Below are 13,733 nucleotides of genomic sequence, written 5' to 3' on the forward strand. Positions count from 1 at the left end.
CGATGCTCTCCCCGCTCTGTCGGGATCCCTACATCTGCGGCAGGGTCGGCCGGATCTCCACGCCGCCATAGGGCGCGCAGGGCGCCTTGGCGGCCCAGGCGAGTGCCGTGTCGATGTCGTCGACCTCGATCACGAAGAAACCGCCGAGTTGCTCCTTGGTGTCGGCGAACGGCCCGTCCTGGACCTCGTTCTGGCCGCCGCGGACGCGCAGGGTCGTCGCCGTCTGCGGCCCGAGCAGGCCTTCGCCGCCGCGCACGATGCCGGAGGCGAGCATGTCTTCGACATAGACCTTCCAGGCGCCCCAATAGGCGTCGGATTCCGGGTTGTGATCCCAGGCTGCGAACGACGTATCGGTTTCATAGAAGAGCAGAGCGTATTGCATGGCCGTCTCTGTATGGTTCGAAGCGGGACCATTCCCGTCCTTCACGACAATGTCGCCGGACCGGTTCCGATTCGGACAATCGAGCGAAAAGAATCTCAGGGCTTCGGCGTCGCCGCCACCGGCGCGACCTGCTTCAGATAGGCGGCGATCGCCTCGCGGTCTTCCGCCGGCAGTTTCGCCATGTTGCGCTGGACCTCGGCCATGGTGCCACCCATGGAATCGAATTCCGGCGTGAAGCCGGTCTCGAGCGCGCTGGCGATGTCGTCCGCCGTCCAGTCGCCGATGCCGCCGGGGCCGGGCGTGATGTCGGGCACGCGGCCCTTGCCGCTCGGATCGGGCGCGCCGCCCAGCGCCTGGCTCCTGTCGAGCCCGCCGAGCGCGGTCCGCGGCGTATGGCATTCGTTGCAGTGACCGGGGCCCTCGACGAGATAGGCGCCGTGATTGACGGCTTCGCTCTTGGCCGGATCGGGGACGAAGGTCTGGCCGTCGAGATAGAGCTTCTTCCAGAGCCCGATGCCGCGCCGGATCGAAAAGGGGAAGGGCAGTTCGTGCGGCTTGTTGGCGGTCGCGTCGGCCGGCAGCGTATCCAGATAGGCCTTGAGGTCGACCAGGTCCGGAACGGTCATGCGCTGGTACGACGTATAGGGGAAGGCCGGATAGAGGTGCGATCCGTCGGGCGCGATGCCGCGCTTCATCGCGTTGATGAAGTCGAGCGTGCTCCAGTTGCCGATGCCGTGCGTCTTGTCGGGCGAGAGGTTCGGCGCATGGAAGGTGCCGAACGGCGAGGCGATCGCCACACCGCCTGAAAGCTTCAGCAGGTCATCGTCCTTGGCGCCGGGCGCCGCATGGCAGGAGGCACAGCCGCCGGCCCAGAACAGCCGTTCGCCCTTCACCGGGTCGCCCGGCTTGTCCGGCAGTACGGCGGCGTCGAGGGGCTGCGGCGCCGACAGCAACCAGAACGCCGCCGCGGCGAGGGCCGCGACGGCGAGGAGGGTGATGGCTGCTGAGCGGATTCGCACGGCTCAGGTTTTCTTGATGCGGAATTTCTCGTGGCAGCTCTGGCAGCTCTGGCCGACCGCCGTGGCCGAGGCCTTGATGGCGTCGAGGCCGCCCGCCGCGGCAGCGGCGCCCGCTGTCGCATCGGCGCCGAGCTTCGCGGCCAGTGCCTCGAAGCCGGCCTTGTCCTGCCAGATCGCCGGCGATGCCGTCGTCTTGCCCTGGTCCGAGCCTTCCGGGAACAGCGTCGGGAAGGCCTTCATGTCGGCTGCGATCTTTTCGAAGGCGGCCTGCGCGGCAGCCGCGTCATACGGCGCCTTGCCCTGGACCATTTCGAAGATGGTCTTGGCGGCGGCCCCGTTGGCCTTCATCAGCGCCTGCCGTTCGGCGATGACATCGGCGCCATGGGCCAGGCCCGCGGCCCCGAGCGTCAAAGCCAGCCCGGCCAGAATGATCTTGAATCGCATCGACTATCCTCCGTTGTGGTGTCCGGAATCGTTCTAACTCTCACTAGGAACGATGACGCTGGCAAGTCGGTCCCATGCCGTCACGCAAAAATGATGCGTCAGCCATACCGTCGCCGGGCATCGCTTGCCGGTGTCCCGTCCGTATTGGAAACGCACATACCTTTGATTGTGCATCGGGGCCGAGGCGAGTTGCCGGACGCCCTGCCGGTGCCTATGTTGCGTTCGGAACCTTCCCGCCGGGGCCCCGTTTTCTCGTGAGCCCCAAACCCACCGACATGGTCGATAGGAGTCTTCCCATGGCTTTCGAACTTCCGCCGCTGCCCTATGCGTATGACGCCCTCGGCCCCTTCATGTCGAAGGAAACGCTGGAGTATCACCACGACAAGCACCACCAGGCCTATGTCACCAACGGCAACAACCTGCTGAAGGACTCGGGCCTCGAGGGCAAGAGCCTGGAAGACATCGTCAAGGAGAGCTTCGGCAAGAATGCCGGCCTCTTCAACAATGCCGGCCAGCACTACAACCACCTGCATTTCTGGAACTGGATGAAGAAGGACGGCGGCGGCAAGAAGCTGCCGGCCAAGCTGCAGGCGGCGATCGATTCCGACCTCGGCGGCTATGACAAGTTCCGCACCGATTTCATCGCCGCCGGCACGACGCAGTTCGGCTCCGGCTGGGCCTGGGTCGCCGTCAAGGACGGCAAGCTCGCCATCTCCAAGACCGCGAACGGCGAGAGCCCGCTGGTCCATGGCGGCGCGACCCCGATCCTCGGCGTCGACGTCTGGGAGCACTCCTACTACATCGACTACCGCAACGCCCGCCCGAAGTACCTCGAGGCGTTCGTCGACAGCCTGATCAACTGGGACTACGTCCTGGAGCTCTACGAGAAGGCCGTCTGATCCGGCGTTCGGAATATCTTGCGGAAACCCCGGCCTTGCGCCGGGGTTTTTGTTTTTGGGAGAACGTTCAGTATCGGTCCGGCAGGCCCTGCTTGCAGCGGATGAAGTTCATCAGGCGCGGCCAGTCGGACTGGGTGTTGTAGAGCCAGCGCTTGCATTCCTGCTGGGTCCTGAAGCAGCCGACGCCCCAGGCGGATTCAAGGCCGCGGTCCCAGACATCCGGCCTGGAGCCGGAAAAGCGCGAGAACCAGACTTTTCGCGGGCCGAGCTTCGCGGCCAGCGCCTTGCAGTCGCCCTGCGAGACATTCTGTCCGTAGCTCAGGCCGAAGAAGACCTGCGCGCTGGCCGGCGGCGGCGCGACGGCCGCCCCGGCCAGACCCGATGCAACCAGTGCCATGGCAGCCAGTCGTCTCATTGCGATGCCCTCGATTACCCCTGTCCTTAAGGTGCGACAGCGCCGGACGAAGTCAAGCGCTGCCGCATCCGGGGTGGCCGGGATCAGCCGTTGCCGATGATCTTGGAGGCGACGATCTTGATCGCGAAGGCGGTCGAGAAGGCCGTCTCCTTCAGCCGGTCGAAGCGGCCGGAAGCGCCGCCATGGCCGGCATCCATGTTGGTCTTCAGCATCAGCACGGCATCGCCGCGCTTCGTCTCGCGCAGCTTGGCGACCCATTTCGCCGGTTCCCAATAGGTCACGCGGGGGTCGGTCAGGCCGCCGATGGCCAGGATCGGCGGATAGGCGTGCGCGCCGACATTGTCGTAGGGCGAGTAGGACGCGATTACGGCAAAGTCCTCGGCGCTTTCGATCGGATTGCCCCATTCCGGCCATTCCGGCGGCGTCAGCGGCAGCGTGTCGTCGAGCATGGTGTTGAGCACGTCGACGAAGGGAACCTCGGCGATGATGCCGCCGAACAGGTCCGGCTGCATGTTGGCGACGGCGCCCATCAGCATGCCGCCGGCCGAGCCGCCCCAGGCGACGATTTTTCCGCGCGACGTGAAGTTCTCCTGCGCAAGGTATTCGCCGGCCGCGATGAAGTCCTTGAAGGTGTTGGTCTTCTTCTCGCGTCGGCCGTCGGCGTACCAGCGGAAGCCCTTGTCCTTGCCGCCGCGGATATGCGCGATGGCATAGACGAAGCCGCGATCGACCAGCGACAGGCGCGAGATCGAGAACGAGGCGGGAATGGTGATGCCATAGGCGCCGTAGCCGTAGAGCAGGCACGGCGCGCTGCCGTCGAGCTGGGTGTCCTTGTGGTAGAGCAGCGACACCGGCACCGTCTCGCCGTCGGCGGCCTCCGCGAACACCCGGCGGGTGACATAGTCGGCCGGGTTGTGGCCGGAGGGGATCTCCTCCTCCTTGCGCAGCGTCCGTTCGCGCGTCGCCATGTCGTAGTCATAGACGCGCGACGGCGTCGTCATCGACGAATAGGTGAAGCGTAGCGTCTTGGTATCGAACTCGTAGCCGTCGCCCATGCCGAGCGAATAGGCTTCCTCGTCGAAGGCGATCGCGTGTTCCTCGCCGGTGGCAAGTGCACGCACGACGATGCGCGGCAGGCCGGCGAAGCGCTCGAGCCGCACCAGGTAGTCCTGGTAGACCGTCATGCCGAGGATCAGCGTGCCGGGATTGTGCGGCACCAGGTCGCCCCAGTTCTCGCGACCGGGCGTGGCGACCGGCGCGGTGACGATCTTGTAGTCCTCGGCGCCGCCGGCATTGGTCAGGATGTAGAGCGTGTCGCCATTGTGATCGACGGAATATTCCTCCGCCGTCTGGCGCGCAGCGATCAGGCGCGGCGCGCCGGTCGGGTCCTCGGCGTCGAGGAGATGGACTTCCGAGGTCTCGTGATCATGGCTGTCGATCAGGATGTAGCGCGCCGATTGCGTCTGGCCGACACCGAGGAAGAAGCCCGGATCCTTCTCCTCGAAGACGAGGACATCGTTCGCCTGCGGGGTTCCGACAACGTGGCGGTAGACACGGCAGGGGCGATGGTTGTCGTCGAGGACGGTGTAGAAAATCGTGTTGCTGTCGGCCGCCCAGACACCGCCGCCCGTCGTCGCCTCGATCGCGTCGCTGAGATCAGCGCCGCTCTCGATGTCGCGGATATGCAGCGTGTAATATTCCGAGCCCTTGTCGTCATAGGCGAAGGCGAGGCGCTTGTGGTCGGGGCTGTGATCGGCGCTGCCGAGCCGTAGATAGGCGCGCCCCTCGGCCAGCTTGTTGCCGTCGAGCAGGATCGTCTCGGCGCCGCCGTCGCGCGGCGTGCGGACGACCAGCGGCTGCTCGGCGCCCTCGGTGAAGCGCATCGCGTAGGCAAACGGCCCATCGGGCGAGGGGACGGAGGAATCGTCCTCCTTGATGCGGCCGCGCATCTCGGCGAACAGCGTCGCCTGCAGCGCCTCGGTGTCGGCCATTTCACTGGCCGTATAGGCGTTCTCCGCCTCGAGATGGGCGCGGATGTCAGGCGCCAGCACGCTCGGGTCCCGCATCACCTCCTGCCAGTTGTCGGCACGAAGCCAGGCGTAGTCGTCAGTGGTCGTGACGCCATGATGGGTGGCGGATACGGGGCGCTTGGCGGCGATGGGCGGGTTCACGAGAAGGAAAGCTCCTGAGGGAGTGGGTAGCGAGGATCGGGCTCGCATCGGCGTGCCAGCCCGTTCGAGGCGGCCCTGCGGGCCGGCTCAGCATGGGGGAGAGCGAGTATGGCACAAGCGCGGCTTCGAGGTGAGACGCCCGCATTGGCGGGCGCCGCGAACCCGGCTGCCGATCAGTCCTGGCTGTCGTCCGGCTTCAGCTTCAGGGCGGTACCGTTGGTGCAATAGCGCAGGCCGGTCGGCGCCGGGCCGTCCGGGAAGAGGTGGCCGATATGCGCCTCGCAGCTGGCACAGCGAATTTCCGTTCGCACCATGCCGTGCGAGCGGTCCGTCACCTCGCCGATGGCACCGTCGTCGACCGCGTCGAAGAAGCTCGGCCAGCCGCTGCCGGATTCATATTTGGTCTCGGAGCGGAACAGCGGCGCGCCGCAGGCGACGCAGGTGTAGAGGCCGGCGCGCTTCTCGTGCAGGTAGGGGCCGGTTCCCGGACGCTCGGTCGCGTGCTGGCGGGTAACGGCATATTGCTCCGGCGTCAGCTCCGCCCGCCACTCGGCGTCGGTCTTCTCGATCTTGGTGCGGGTGTCTTCCGGTCGATCGGTCGTGCTCATGCGCGCTCCTGGGTCTGCGGTCGGACTGAGCGGCCTGCAGATGGCAATCGGGTGAAACTTCCGTTCCCTGTTCTAGATAGGCTATCGGGGAGAATTCACAATCGCTCCCTGATCACCTTGTCGCACCCGTCGCTTTTGCGGTCCGCCTTGTCTTGGGTTGAGCGGCTTAACGTGCTTTATCTCGACCCATCCAACGAATCATGAGCCCTTTCCGAAGATGTCCTGAGCAGAAGGAGCCGATTACATGCTGCGCACCGCCAGCCTTGCTCTCTTCCTGTTCGCCTTCTGGCTCCTTCTATCCGGCCACTATACGGTCTGGCTGGTCGCCAGCGGCGCGGTTGTGTCGGCGTTGCTGGCGTTGTTCGGGCGTCGGTTCGGATTTGCCGACGAAGAAGGTCATCCCGTCGACCGGCTGCTGTCCGGCCTGGTCTACTGGCCCTGGCTGGCGCGCGAGATCGTCAAGTCGGCGATCAGTGTGACCCGGATCATTCTCGATCCGAAGCTGCCGATCTCGCCACAGCTCTTCCACACCAAGGTATCGGCGCGCTCGCCGGTCGGCGTCGCGACCTATGCCAACTCGATCACGCTGACACCCGGCACGATCACGGTGGCGATCGACCGCGAGCATGACCGCTTCCTGGTCCACGCCCTGACCAGGGACGGTGCCGCCGATGTCAAGGCCGGCGAGATGGATCGCCGCGTCGCCCGTTTCGAGGGGGGGGAGGCATGATTGCCGCCGCACTGTTCGCCGTGCTCGTCGCCATGGCGCTCGTCGTCGTGCGGGCGCTGCGCGGGCCGACGACCTTCGATCGCCTGCTCGCCGCCAATTCGATCGGCAATGGCGCGATCCTCGTGCTGGCGCTGTTCGGCTTCCTGACCGGAAGGCCGGAATTCCTCGATCTCGGCCTGACCTATGCGCTGCTCAACTATGTCGGCATCTTCGCCGTGCTGAAGTTCTTCCGGCACGGCTCGCTCGGCGCCGAGGCGGAGGTGGAGCGGTGACGCTGGAGCTGCTTCGCGATGTCGCCGCCGGCCTGTTCCTGTTCGCCGGCGCCTTCTTCCTGATCGTCGGCGCCATTGGCATGAACCGCATGCCGGATCTGTTCACCCGCATGCACTCCGCCTCCGTCGCCGATACGCTCGGCGTCATCCTGATGCTGATCGGCATGGTCATTCTGGCGGGTTTCACGCTCGTCGCGGTCAAGCTGATGCTGCTGATGGCCTTCCTGTTGTTCATGGGGCCGGTCGCCTCGCACGCGCTCGCCGCCGCGGCGCTGCAGGCCGGTGTCAAGCCGGTTCTGGCCAGCGACGGCAAGCGGCATGCGCCCGCTGTTGCGCCGAAGAAGCCGGCCGGCAAGCCCAAGGCCCTCGCGCCGAAGGGGCCTGCGTCGAAGAGCCCGGCACGGAAGGGACGCAAACCATGATCGAGACCACGATCACGATCGCCCTGCTGCTGATGCTGGCCGCCGTCACCGTCGGCATCGTCCGCGTCCGCGGCCTGTTCGCCGCCGTGGTGCTGCTCGGCGTCTACAGCCTGCTGATGGCGACGCTGTTCATCGTGCTCGACGCCGTCGACGTGGCGATGACGGAAGCCGCCGTAGGGGCCGGCGTATCGACGGTATTCTTTCTCGGCGCGCTGTACCTGACCGATACGGTGGAGGCGCCCTCCAGTCGTGGCCGATTCCTGCCGCTTCTGCTCGCGCTGGTGACGGCTGGCGCGCTGGTCTGGGGGCTGAGCGACCTGCCGGAATTCGGTTCTCCCGAGCAGCCGATCCACAAGCAGGGCGCCGACTATCTGGCGCGCTCCATACCCGAGACCGGCATTCCGAATGTCGTCACCTCGGTGCTGGCCAGCTATCGAAGCTTCGATACGCTGGGCGAGACGACGGTCGTCTTCACCGCTGGCATCGGCATTCTGGCGCTGCTTCGGCGCCGACGCGGCGAGGGGAGAAACTGATGCGGTTCGACATCGTCCTGCGCGTCGCCACCAAGTTCATGCTGGCGCCGTTGCTGCTGTTCGCCCTCTACGTGCAGTTGCATGGCGACTACGGTCCGGGCGGCGGCTTCCAGGCGGGCGTCATCGCCGCCGCCGCCATCATCCTCTACGGCCTGATGGTCGGCCTCGGGCCGGTGCAGAAGATCGTGCCGTCGGCTCTGCTCGAAGTGCTGATCCCCGGCGGCGTGCTGATCTATGCCGGCGTTGGTGTCGTTGGCATGCTGCAAGGTGGCAATTTCCTCGACTACAACCGCCTCGCCCAGGACGCCGTGCATGGCCAGGAGTGGGGCGTGTTCCTGGTCGAGATCGGCGTCTTCATGACCGTGTCCTCGACCATGATCGCCATCTTCTACGCCTTTGCCGGCCGGAGGCGTTCATGATCGCGCATTTCAGCCAGATCGCCACGATCTTCCTGATGGTGGCCGGGCTCTATGTCGTGATGGCGCGCGGCAATATGGTCAAAAAGCTGATCGGTCTGTCGCTGTTCCAGTCCTCGGTCTACCTCCTGTACCTGCTGCCCGGAAAGGTGATCGGCGGCACGGCCCCGATCATCGGAGCCGGCTTCACCGTCTACGCCAATCCGCTCCCCCATGTGCTGATCCTCACCGCGATCGTCGTCGGCATCGCCACCCTGGCGCTTGGGCTGACGCTGGTCGTGCGGATCAAGGAAGCCTACGGCACGATCGAGGAAGATGAGATCATCGCCAAGGAGACACCGAAGACCCGGAACGGGCCCGGTCGTGGCGGGGATGCGGCATGATCGCGTCCCACCTGCCGGTTCTCGTCATCCTGATCCCGCTGCTCGGCGCCGTGCTGGCGGCCTTGTCGCGGCATGGCTTCGCGGCCTGGTTGATCGCGCTGCTTGCCTCGGCCGCGATGGCTGCGGCGTCGCTGGCGCTGCTGTTTCGCGTGCAAGCGGAAGGCATGATTTCCTACCGCATCGGCGGCTGGGCGCCGGAGCTCGGCATCGAATACCGCATTGACGCCTTCAACGTGCTCATCGTCGTCCTGGTCAGCGTCGTCGCGCTGCTGACGATGATCTATGCCCGGCGCAGCGTTCTGGCCGAGATCATCCCGGAGCGCATCGCCTGGTTCTACACGATGATGCTGCTCTGCGTCGCCGGACTGCTCGGCATCGCGGTGACGGGCGACGCCTTCAACGCCTTCGTGTTTCTGGAGATCTCCTCGCTCGCCACCTATACGCTGATCGCGCTCGGACGTGACCGGCGGGCGCTGGTGGCGGCCTACCAGTACCTGATCGTCGGCACCATCGGCGCCACCCTCTACGTGATCGGCGTCGGGCTGATCTATCTCTCGACCGGCACGCTCAATCTCGGCCTGATCGCCGAGCGCCTGGCGGGGATCGAAGGGTCGCGGGCGCTGATCGTCGCCGAGGCGTTCATCGCCGTCGGCATCTGCCTGAAGCTGGCGCTGTTCCCGCTGCATGCCTGGCTGCCCAACGCCTATGCCTATGCGCCGTCGAGCGCCGCGGTCCTGCTCGCCTCGACCGCCACCAAGGTGGCGATCTATCTGCTGGCGCGCTTCCTATTCACTGTCTTCGGTGGCCATGTCGATGTCGGCGCGCTGCCGATCGGCGCCATCCTGATCGTGCTGTCGGTGGCGGCGATGTTCATCGCCTCGGCCGCCGCCGTGTTCCAGAACGACGTCAAGCGCATCCTCGCCTTCTCGTCGGTCGGGCAGGTCGGCTACATCACGCTGGGTCTGGCGCTCGCCAATCCGACCGGTCTCGCCGGCGGCCTGCTGCATCTGGTCAACCACGCCCTGATGAAGGGCGCCGCCTTCATGGCGATCGGCGCGATCGTCCTGCGTGCCGGCACCGCCAAGCTCGATGAATTGTCCGGCATCGGCCGCACCATGCCGTGGACATCCGCAGCGCTGACCGTCGCCGGCCTCGGCCTGATCGGCGTGCCGGGCACCAGCGGCTTCGTCTCGAAATACTATCTCATCCTGGGCGCGCTCGAAGCCGGCTTCGGCTGGCTGGCGATCCTGATCGTCGCAAGCTCGGTGATTGCCGTCCTCTATGTCGGCCGCATCGTCGAGGTCGTCTGGTTCCGCGAGCCGGCCGAGGCGGCGCGAGCCAGCCGTGAGGCGCCATTGGAACTGCTGCTGCCGATGTGGGTGCTCGCCGGCGCCACGATCTGGTTCGGCATCGACGCCGAATGGCCGGCGGGCCTTGCAGCGGCGGCCGCCCGCCAGCTTCTCGGGGGCGCGCCATGACCATTCTGCCCCTCAACGATCCGGCGCTGCTGGCGCTGTCGCTCGCTCTGCCCGCGCTCGCCACGCTGGCGATCGCCTGGCTCGGGCGCTGGCCGAACCTCCGCGAGGCCGCCACGCTGGTCGGCGCGGTGCTGCTGTTCGCCGTCGTGATGATGCTGCTCGCGCATGTGCTGCAGGGCGCGCGGCCGGAACTCAAACTCGTCGCCGTCGCGCCCGGCCTGACGCTCGCGCTCAAGGTCGATCCGCTCGGCATGCTGTTCGCGGGCGTCGCCTCGACGCTCTGGATCGTGAACTCGCTCTATTCGATCGGCTACATGCGCGGCAATGACGAGCCGCGCCAGACGATCTTCTATGCCTGCTTCGCCATCGCCATCACAGCGACGATGGGACTGGCCTTCGCCGGCAATCTGTTCACGCTGTTCGTCTTCTACGAGATCCTGTCGCTCTCGACCTATCCGCTCGTCACCCACAAGCAGAGCCCGACGGCGATGCGGGCAGGGCGCGTCTATCTGCTGACGCTGGTCGGCGCGTCGATGGTGCTGCTGCTGCCGGCCATCGTCTGGACCGGGCTGGTCGCCGGCACGCTCGATTTCCGCGTCGGCGGTATTCTCGACGGCAAGCTCGGCGCCGGCGCGCTCGCGCTGCTCTTCGCCATGTTCGTGTTCGGCGCGGCCAAGGCGGCGGTGATGCCGCTGCATCGCTGGCTGCCGGCCGCGATGGTGGCGCCGACGCCGGTCTCGGCGCTGCTGCACGCCGTCGCGGTCGTCAAGGCGGGCGTGTTCACCGTCCTGAAGGTCACCGTTTCGGTCTTCGGGATCGAGACCCTGCAGACGAGCGGCGCCAGCGAATGGCTGGTCTATGTCGCCGGCTTCACCATCGTGGCGGCATCCGTCGTCGCGCTGCGGGCCGATGATCTGAAGCGCCGGCTCGCCTATTCGACCATTGGCCAGCTCTCCTACATCGTGCTGGCGGCGGCCCTGGCATCGCCCGTCGCCGTGCTCGGCGCGGCGCTGCATATCGCCGCCCACGCGGTATCCAAGATCACGCTCTTCTTCGCCGCCGGCTCGGTCTACACGGCCGAGCACGTGACCAAGGTCAGCCAGATGGATGGCATCGGCCGGCGCATGCCCTGGACGATGGGCGCCTTTGCCATCGGTGCTCTGTCTATGATCGGCCTGCCGCCGACGGCCGGGTTCCTCGGCAAATGGTTCATCCTCGACGCGGCGACGGGCGCGACCAACTGGTTCGCGGTCGGCGTGATCGTCGTCTCGACGGTGCTGAACGCCGCCTATTTCCTGCCGATCCTGACGCGCGCCTTCCTGCGGCCGGCGAAGGGGCCGCGCCGGGAGGCGCCGCTGCCGATGGTGATCGCGCTCTCGGCGACGGCGGCGGGAACCGTGCTGCTCTTCCTGTTTCCGGGCGTACCCTACCGCCTCGCTTCGATGATCGTGGGAGGATGAGATGGATCATACCCGTCGCCTGGTTCTGATCGTCCTGCTGGCCGTGCTGGCGCTGCTGGTCGCCGCCGATTTCTTCGTCGAGCATCACGCCAGCTTCTGGATCGACGGCACGCCGGGCTTCGCCGCCTGGTTCTCTCTCGCCAGCGCAGCATTGGCTGTACTTGTTGCCTATGGCTGGGGACTGCTGATGCGGCGGCGGGGGGAGCGGGCGGATGACTGAGACTTTCGGCCCGCTGTCGCCGGCGCTCGTCCTGATCCTGGCCGGACTCGTCCTGCCGCTCCTGCGCGGATGGCTGCGCGACGGGCTGTTCCTGATCGCCCCGGTCTTGGCGCTGGTCCTCGTCTGGGCACTGCCGCTGGGCCCCGGCCTCGTCGTCGACTGGCTCGGACTGCAACTCGTGCCGCTGGCGCCGGACCGCATGGCCCGCATCTTCGGCACCGCCTTCGGCCTCGCCGCCATCACCGGCGCGCTCTATGGCGTGTCCCAGTCGCAAGTCACCGAGAAGGCCGCGGCCCTGGTCTATGCCGGCGCCGCGCAGGGCATCGCCTTCGCCGGCGATCTGGTCACGCTCTTCATCTTCTGGGAAATCCTGGCGATCGGCTCGACGCTGGTGATCTGGTCGAACGGCCATTGGCGCGCCGGCCTGCGCTATGCGCTGATCCATGTCCTCGGTGGCGTGCTGCTCTTCGCCGGCATCGCCGCCGAGATCTCGGCGACCGGCAGCGTCGGCCTGCAGGCGATCCGCGCCGACAATTTCGGTCGCTGGCTGATGCTGGCCGGCATCCTGGTCAATGCGGGCGCGCCGCCGCTGGCAGCCTGGGTCGCCGACGCCTATCCGAAGGCGTCATGGTCGGGCACGGTCTTCCTGTCGGCCTTCACCACCAAGGCGGCCGTCCTGGTGCTGATCCGGCTGTTTCCGGGCGAGCCGGCGCTGCTCTGGTTCGGCCTGGCCATGGCCGTCTACGGCCTCGCCTACGCCCTGCTCGAAAACGACATCCGCAAGCTGCTCTCCTATTCTATCGTCGGGCAGGTCGGCTTCATGCTGGTGGCGATCGGCATCGGATCGCCGCTGGCGCTGGCCGCCGCCGCGCTGCATGCCTTCGCGCATATCCTCTACAAATCGCTGCTGATGATGGCGGCGGGCGCCATCCTGCGCTCGACCGGCGAGACGCGCCTGAGCGCGCTTGGCGGGCTCGCCCGCGCCATGCCGCTCACCACCGTGGCGCTGGTGATCGGCGCCTTCTCGCTGTCCGCCGTACCGCTCACGGCCGGCTTCGTCAGCAAGTCCGCGATCATGGCCGCGCTGGCCGAAGGGCGGGCGGCATTCTTCTGGTTCGCGCTGACATCGATCTCCGCCGGCTCGTTCCTCTATGTCGGGTTGAAGCTGCCGTGGTTCGCCATGTTCCGCCCCGGCGAGCGGCGCGAGATCGCTGAACCGGTCTGGTCGATGAAAGCGGCCATGGTGCTTCTCTGCGGCACCATCCTCGCCATCGGCTGCGTGCCGTCGGCGCTGGAAGCCCTGGTGCCGGAAATCGCCGATGTGGCGATCCTGACGCCGGACCATGTCCTGTTCCAGCTACAACTCTTAATCGCGGCAAGTTGCATATTTGTCGTATTGCTGCCGTTACTTCGTCCGCGAGCCGGAACTACGCTGGATGTCGACTGGCTCTGGCGCGAACTGCCACGGAAGGTGGTCGCCATGTGGGCGCCACTGTCCGCGCCGATCGGTGGCGCGATCGCTGCTGGGTGCGAGCCTTTGCGCGTCTATTGGACAGGGTTTTCGCGGCGCGCGGTTGACAATCTGAGCGGCGCATCCAATTGGCGGACGGGGAAAATTGCGTTTTGGGCGACGGCGCTGCTCGCGACCTATGTGTTGATCGCGGCATTGTGAATGGGTTTTCCGCACCCAATGTGAACACGAGAAGATTGGCCGAGACGAATCGTCGCGAGCACAAAGATGTGCCGTGGCGGATCAATGCAGCGACTTAGTGCTTGTCTTTGCGGAATACGACTTATATAGGTGCGACGAAGTAACGGAATTAGCGCGCCGATAGGCACGGTTGCCGACTGGATTTGTCCGGCGCTGGCGCTTTCGCAGCC

The 13,733-nt window shown here is 66.4% G+C and carries 17 protein-coding genes; 11 read left to right on the forward strand and 6 right to left on the reverse strand.

The window, feature by feature from the left end; translation table 11 throughout:
* Nucleotides 1-28: 28 nt before the first annotated feature.
* From G342_RS0115475 to G342_RS0115485, 3 genes are all read right to left on the reverse strand, one after another.
* On the reverse strand, nucleotides 29-382 hold the full coding sequence (locus tag G342_RS0115475; RefSeq protein ID WP_018184069.1) for a YciI family protein: 354 nt from the start codon (nucleotides 380-382) through the stop codon (nucleotides 29-31).
* 95 nt (nucleotides 383-477) lie between these two features.
* Nucleotides 478-1,401: a cytochrome c gene (locus G342_RS0115480; protein WP_018184070.1), complete on the reverse strand. Its 924-nt coding sequence runs from the start codon at nucleotides 1,399-1,401 to the stop codon at nucleotides 478-480.
* 3 nt (nucleotides 1,402-1,404) lie between these two features.
* On the reverse strand, nucleotides 1,405-1,845 hold the full coding sequence (locus G342_RS0115485; RefSeq protein WP_018184071.1) for a c-type cytochrome: 441 nt from the start codon (nucleotides 1,843-1,845) through the stop codon (nucleotides 1,405-1,407).
* Between the two features lie 296 nt (nucleotides 1,846-2,141).
* Between G342_RS0115485 and G342_RS0115490 the strand changes: the two genes are divergently transcribed.
* A complete protein-coding gene (locus tag G342_RS0115490) occupies nucleotides 2,142-2,744 on the forward strand; it encodes a superoxide dismutase (RefSeq protein ID WP_018184072.1) in 603 nt (200 codons plus the stop codon).
* Between the two features lie 67 nt (nucleotides 2,745-2,811).
* On the opposite strand, the gene G342_RS0115495 is transcribed toward G342_RS0115490, so the two are convergent.
* The 3 genes from G342_RS0115495 to msrB form a co-directional block, all read right to left on the reverse strand.
* Nucleotides 2,812-3,159, reverse strand: coding sequence for a hypothetical protein (locus G342_RS0115495; protein WP_156830975.1), 348 nt, complete (start codon nucleotides 3,157-3,159; stop codon nucleotides 2,812-2,814).
* An 83-nt stretch (nucleotides 3,160-3,242) separates the two neighbouring features.
* Nucleotides 3,243-5,378, reverse strand: a complete 2,136-nt coding sequence (locus tag G342_RS0115500) for a S9 family peptidase (RefSeq protein WP_051094268.1) — start codon at nucleotides 5,376-5,378, stop codon at nucleotides 3,243-3,245.
* Between the two features lie 125 nt (nucleotides 5,379-5,503).
* The gene (msrB, locus tag G342_RS0115505) at nucleotides 5,504-5,938 is read right to left on the reverse strand and encodes a peptide-methionine (R)-S-oxide reductase MsrB (protein ID WP_018184075.1); all 435 of its coding nucleotides are present in this window, start codon (nucleotides 5,936-5,938) and stop codon (nucleotides 5,504-5,506) included.
* Between the two features lie 244 nt (nucleotides 5,939-6,182).
* Here msrB and G342_RS0115510 point away from each other — a divergent pair, with 244 nt between their 5' ends.
* Genes G342_RS0115510 through G342_RS24330 form a run of 10 tightly spaced genes read left to right on the forward strand, consistent with a single transcriptional unit; the run spans nucleotide 6,183 to nucleotide 13,524 of the window.
* Entirely contained in the window at nucleotides 6,183-6,668 is a 486-nt protein-coding gene (locus tag G342_RS0115510) for a Na+/H+ antiporter subunit E (protein ID WP_018184076.1), read from the forward strand.
* Nucleotides 6,665-6,940, forward strand: coding sequence for an MrpF/PhaF family protein (locus G342_RS0115515; RefSeq protein ID WP_018184077.1), 276 nt, complete (start codon nucleotides 6,665-6,667; stop codon nucleotides 6,938-6,940). The genes G342_RS0115510 and G342_RS0115515 overlap by 4 nt, the downstream gene beginning before the upstream one ends.
* Nucleotides 6,937-7,362 carry a monovalent cation/H(+) antiporter subunit G gene (mnhG, locus tag G342_RS24320; RefSeq protein WP_018184078.1) on the forward strand — a complete coding sequence of 142 codons (426 nt, stop codon included), beginning with the start codon at nucleotides 6,937-6,939 and terminating at the stop codon, nucleotides 7,360-7,362. Before G342_RS0115515 ends, mnhG begins: the two co-directional genes overlap by 4 nt.
* Nucleotides 7,359-7,895: a DUF4040 domain-containing protein gene (locus tag G342_RS0115525; RefSeq protein WP_018184079.1), complete on the forward strand. Its 537-nt coding sequence runs from the start codon at nucleotides 7,359-7,361 to the stop codon at nucleotides 7,893-7,895. The genes mnhG and G342_RS0115525 overlap by 4 nt, the downstream gene beginning before the upstream one ends.
* A complete protein-coding gene (locus G342_RS0115530; RefSeq protein ID WP_018184080.1) occupies nucleotides 7,895-8,314 on the forward strand; it encodes a Na(+)/H(+) antiporter subunit B in 420 nt (139 codons plus the stop codon). Before G342_RS0115525 ends, G342_RS0115530 begins: the two co-directional genes overlap by 1 nt.
* The gene (locus tag G342_RS24325) at nucleotides 8,311-8,694 is read left to right on the forward strand and encodes a cation:proton antiporter subunit C (protein ID WP_018184081.1); all 384 of its coding nucleotides are present in this window, start codon (nucleotides 8,311-8,313) and stop codon (nucleotides 8,692-8,694) included. Before G342_RS0115530 ends, G342_RS24325 begins: the two co-directional genes overlap by 4 nt.
* On the forward strand, nucleotides 8,691-10,172 hold the full coding sequence (locus G342_RS0115540; protein ID WP_018184082.1) for a monovalent cation/H+ antiporter subunit D family protein: 1,482 nt from the start codon (nucleotides 8,691-8,693) through the stop codon (nucleotides 10,170-10,172). Before G342_RS24325 ends, G342_RS0115540 begins: the two co-directional genes overlap by 4 nt.
* Nucleotides 10,169-11,632, forward strand: a complete 1,464-nt coding sequence (locus G342_RS0115545; protein ID WP_026304486.1) for a proton-conducting transporter transmembrane domain-containing protein — start codon at nucleotides 10,169-10,171, stop codon at nucleotides 11,630-11,632. The genes G342_RS0115540 and G342_RS0115545 overlap by 4 nt, the downstream gene beginning before the upstream one ends.
* 1 nt (nucleotide 11,633) lies before the next feature.
* Nucleotides 11,634-11,852, forward strand: a complete 219-nt coding sequence (locus tag G342_RS0115550) for a hypothetical protein (protein ID WP_018184084.1) — start codon at nucleotides 11,634-11,636, stop codon at nucleotides 11,850-11,852.
* The gene (locus G342_RS24330; RefSeq protein WP_018184085.1) at nucleotides 11,845-13,524 is read left to right on the forward strand and encodes a proton-conducting transporter transmembrane domain-containing protein; all 1,680 of its coding nucleotides are present in this window, start codon (nucleotides 11,845-11,847) and stop codon (nucleotides 13,522-13,524) included. Before G342_RS0115550 ends, G342_RS24330 begins: the two co-directional genes overlap by 8 nt.
* Nucleotides 13,525-13,733 lie beyond the last annotated feature (209 nt).

The sequence above is a fragment of the Kaistia granuli DSM 23481 genome, assembly GCF_000380505.1.
In the GTDB taxonomy this organism is placed as follows: Bacteria; Pseudomonadota; Alphaproteobacteria; order Rhizobiales; family Kaistiaceae; genus Kaistia; species Kaistia granuli.

Excerpts from the sequence above, each read along its gene's own strand:
- G342_RS0115475 (WP_018184069.1), bottom strand. The coding sequence starts at position 382 with ATGCAATACGCTCTGCTCTTCTATGAAACCGATACGTCGTTCGCAGCC.
- G342_RS0115485 (WP_018184071.1), bottom strand. The coding sequence starts at position 1,845 with ATGCGATTCAAGATCATTCTGGCCGGGCTGGCTTTGACGCTCGGGGCC.
- G342_RS0115490 (WP_018184072.1), top strand. The coding sequence starts at position 2,142 with ATGGCTTTCGAACTTCCGCCGCTGCCCTATGCGTATGACGCCCTCGGC.
- G342_RS0115495 (WP_156830975.1), bottom strand. The coding sequence starts at position 3,159 with ATGAGACGACTGGCTGCCATGGCACTGGTTGCATCGGGTCTGGCCGGG.
- G342_RS0115500 (WP_051094268.1), bottom strand. The coding sequence starts at position 5,378 with ATGCGAGCCCGATCCTCGCTACCCACTCCCTCAGGAGCTTTCCTTCTC.
- msrB (WP_018184075.1), bottom strand. The coding sequence starts at position 5,938 with ATGAGCACGACCGATCGACCGGAAGACACCCGCACCAAGATCGAGAAG.
- G342_RS0115510 (WP_018184076.1), top strand. The coding sequence starts at position 6,183 with ATGCTGCGCACCGCCAGCCTTGCTCTCTTCCTGTTCGCCTTCTGGCTC.
- G342_RS0115515 (WP_018184077.1), top strand. The coding sequence starts at position 6,665 with ATGATTGCCGCCGCACTGTTCGCCGTGCTCGTCGCCATGGCGCTCGTC.
- G342_RS0115525 (WP_018184079.1), top strand. The coding sequence starts at position 7,359 with ATGATCGAGACCACGATCACGATCGCCCTGCTGCTGATGCTGGCCGCC.
- G342_RS0115530 (WP_018184080.1), top strand. The coding sequence starts at position 7,895 with ATGCGGTTCGACATCGTCCTGCGCGTCGCCACCAAGTTCATGCTGGCG.
- G342_RS24325 (WP_018184081.1), top strand. The coding sequence starts at position 8,311 with ATGATCGCGCATTTCAGCCAGATCGCCACGATCTTCCTGATGGTGGCC.
- G342_RS0115540 (WP_018184082.1), top strand. The coding sequence starts at position 8,691 with ATGATCGCGTCCCACCTGCCGGTTCTCGTCATCCTGATCCCGCTGCTC.
- G342_RS0115545 (WP_026304486.1), top strand. The coding sequence starts at position 10,169 with ATGACCATTCTGCCCCTCAACGATCCGGCGCTGCTGGCGCTGTCGCTC.
- G342_RS0115550 (WP_018184084.1), top strand. The coding sequence starts at position 11,634 with ATGGATCATACCCGTCGCCTGGTTCTGATCGTCCTGCTGGCCGTGCTG.
- G342_RS24330 (WP_018184085.1), top strand. The coding sequence starts at position 11,845 with ATGACTGAGACTTTCGGCCCGCTGTCGCCGGCGCTCGTCCTGATCCTG.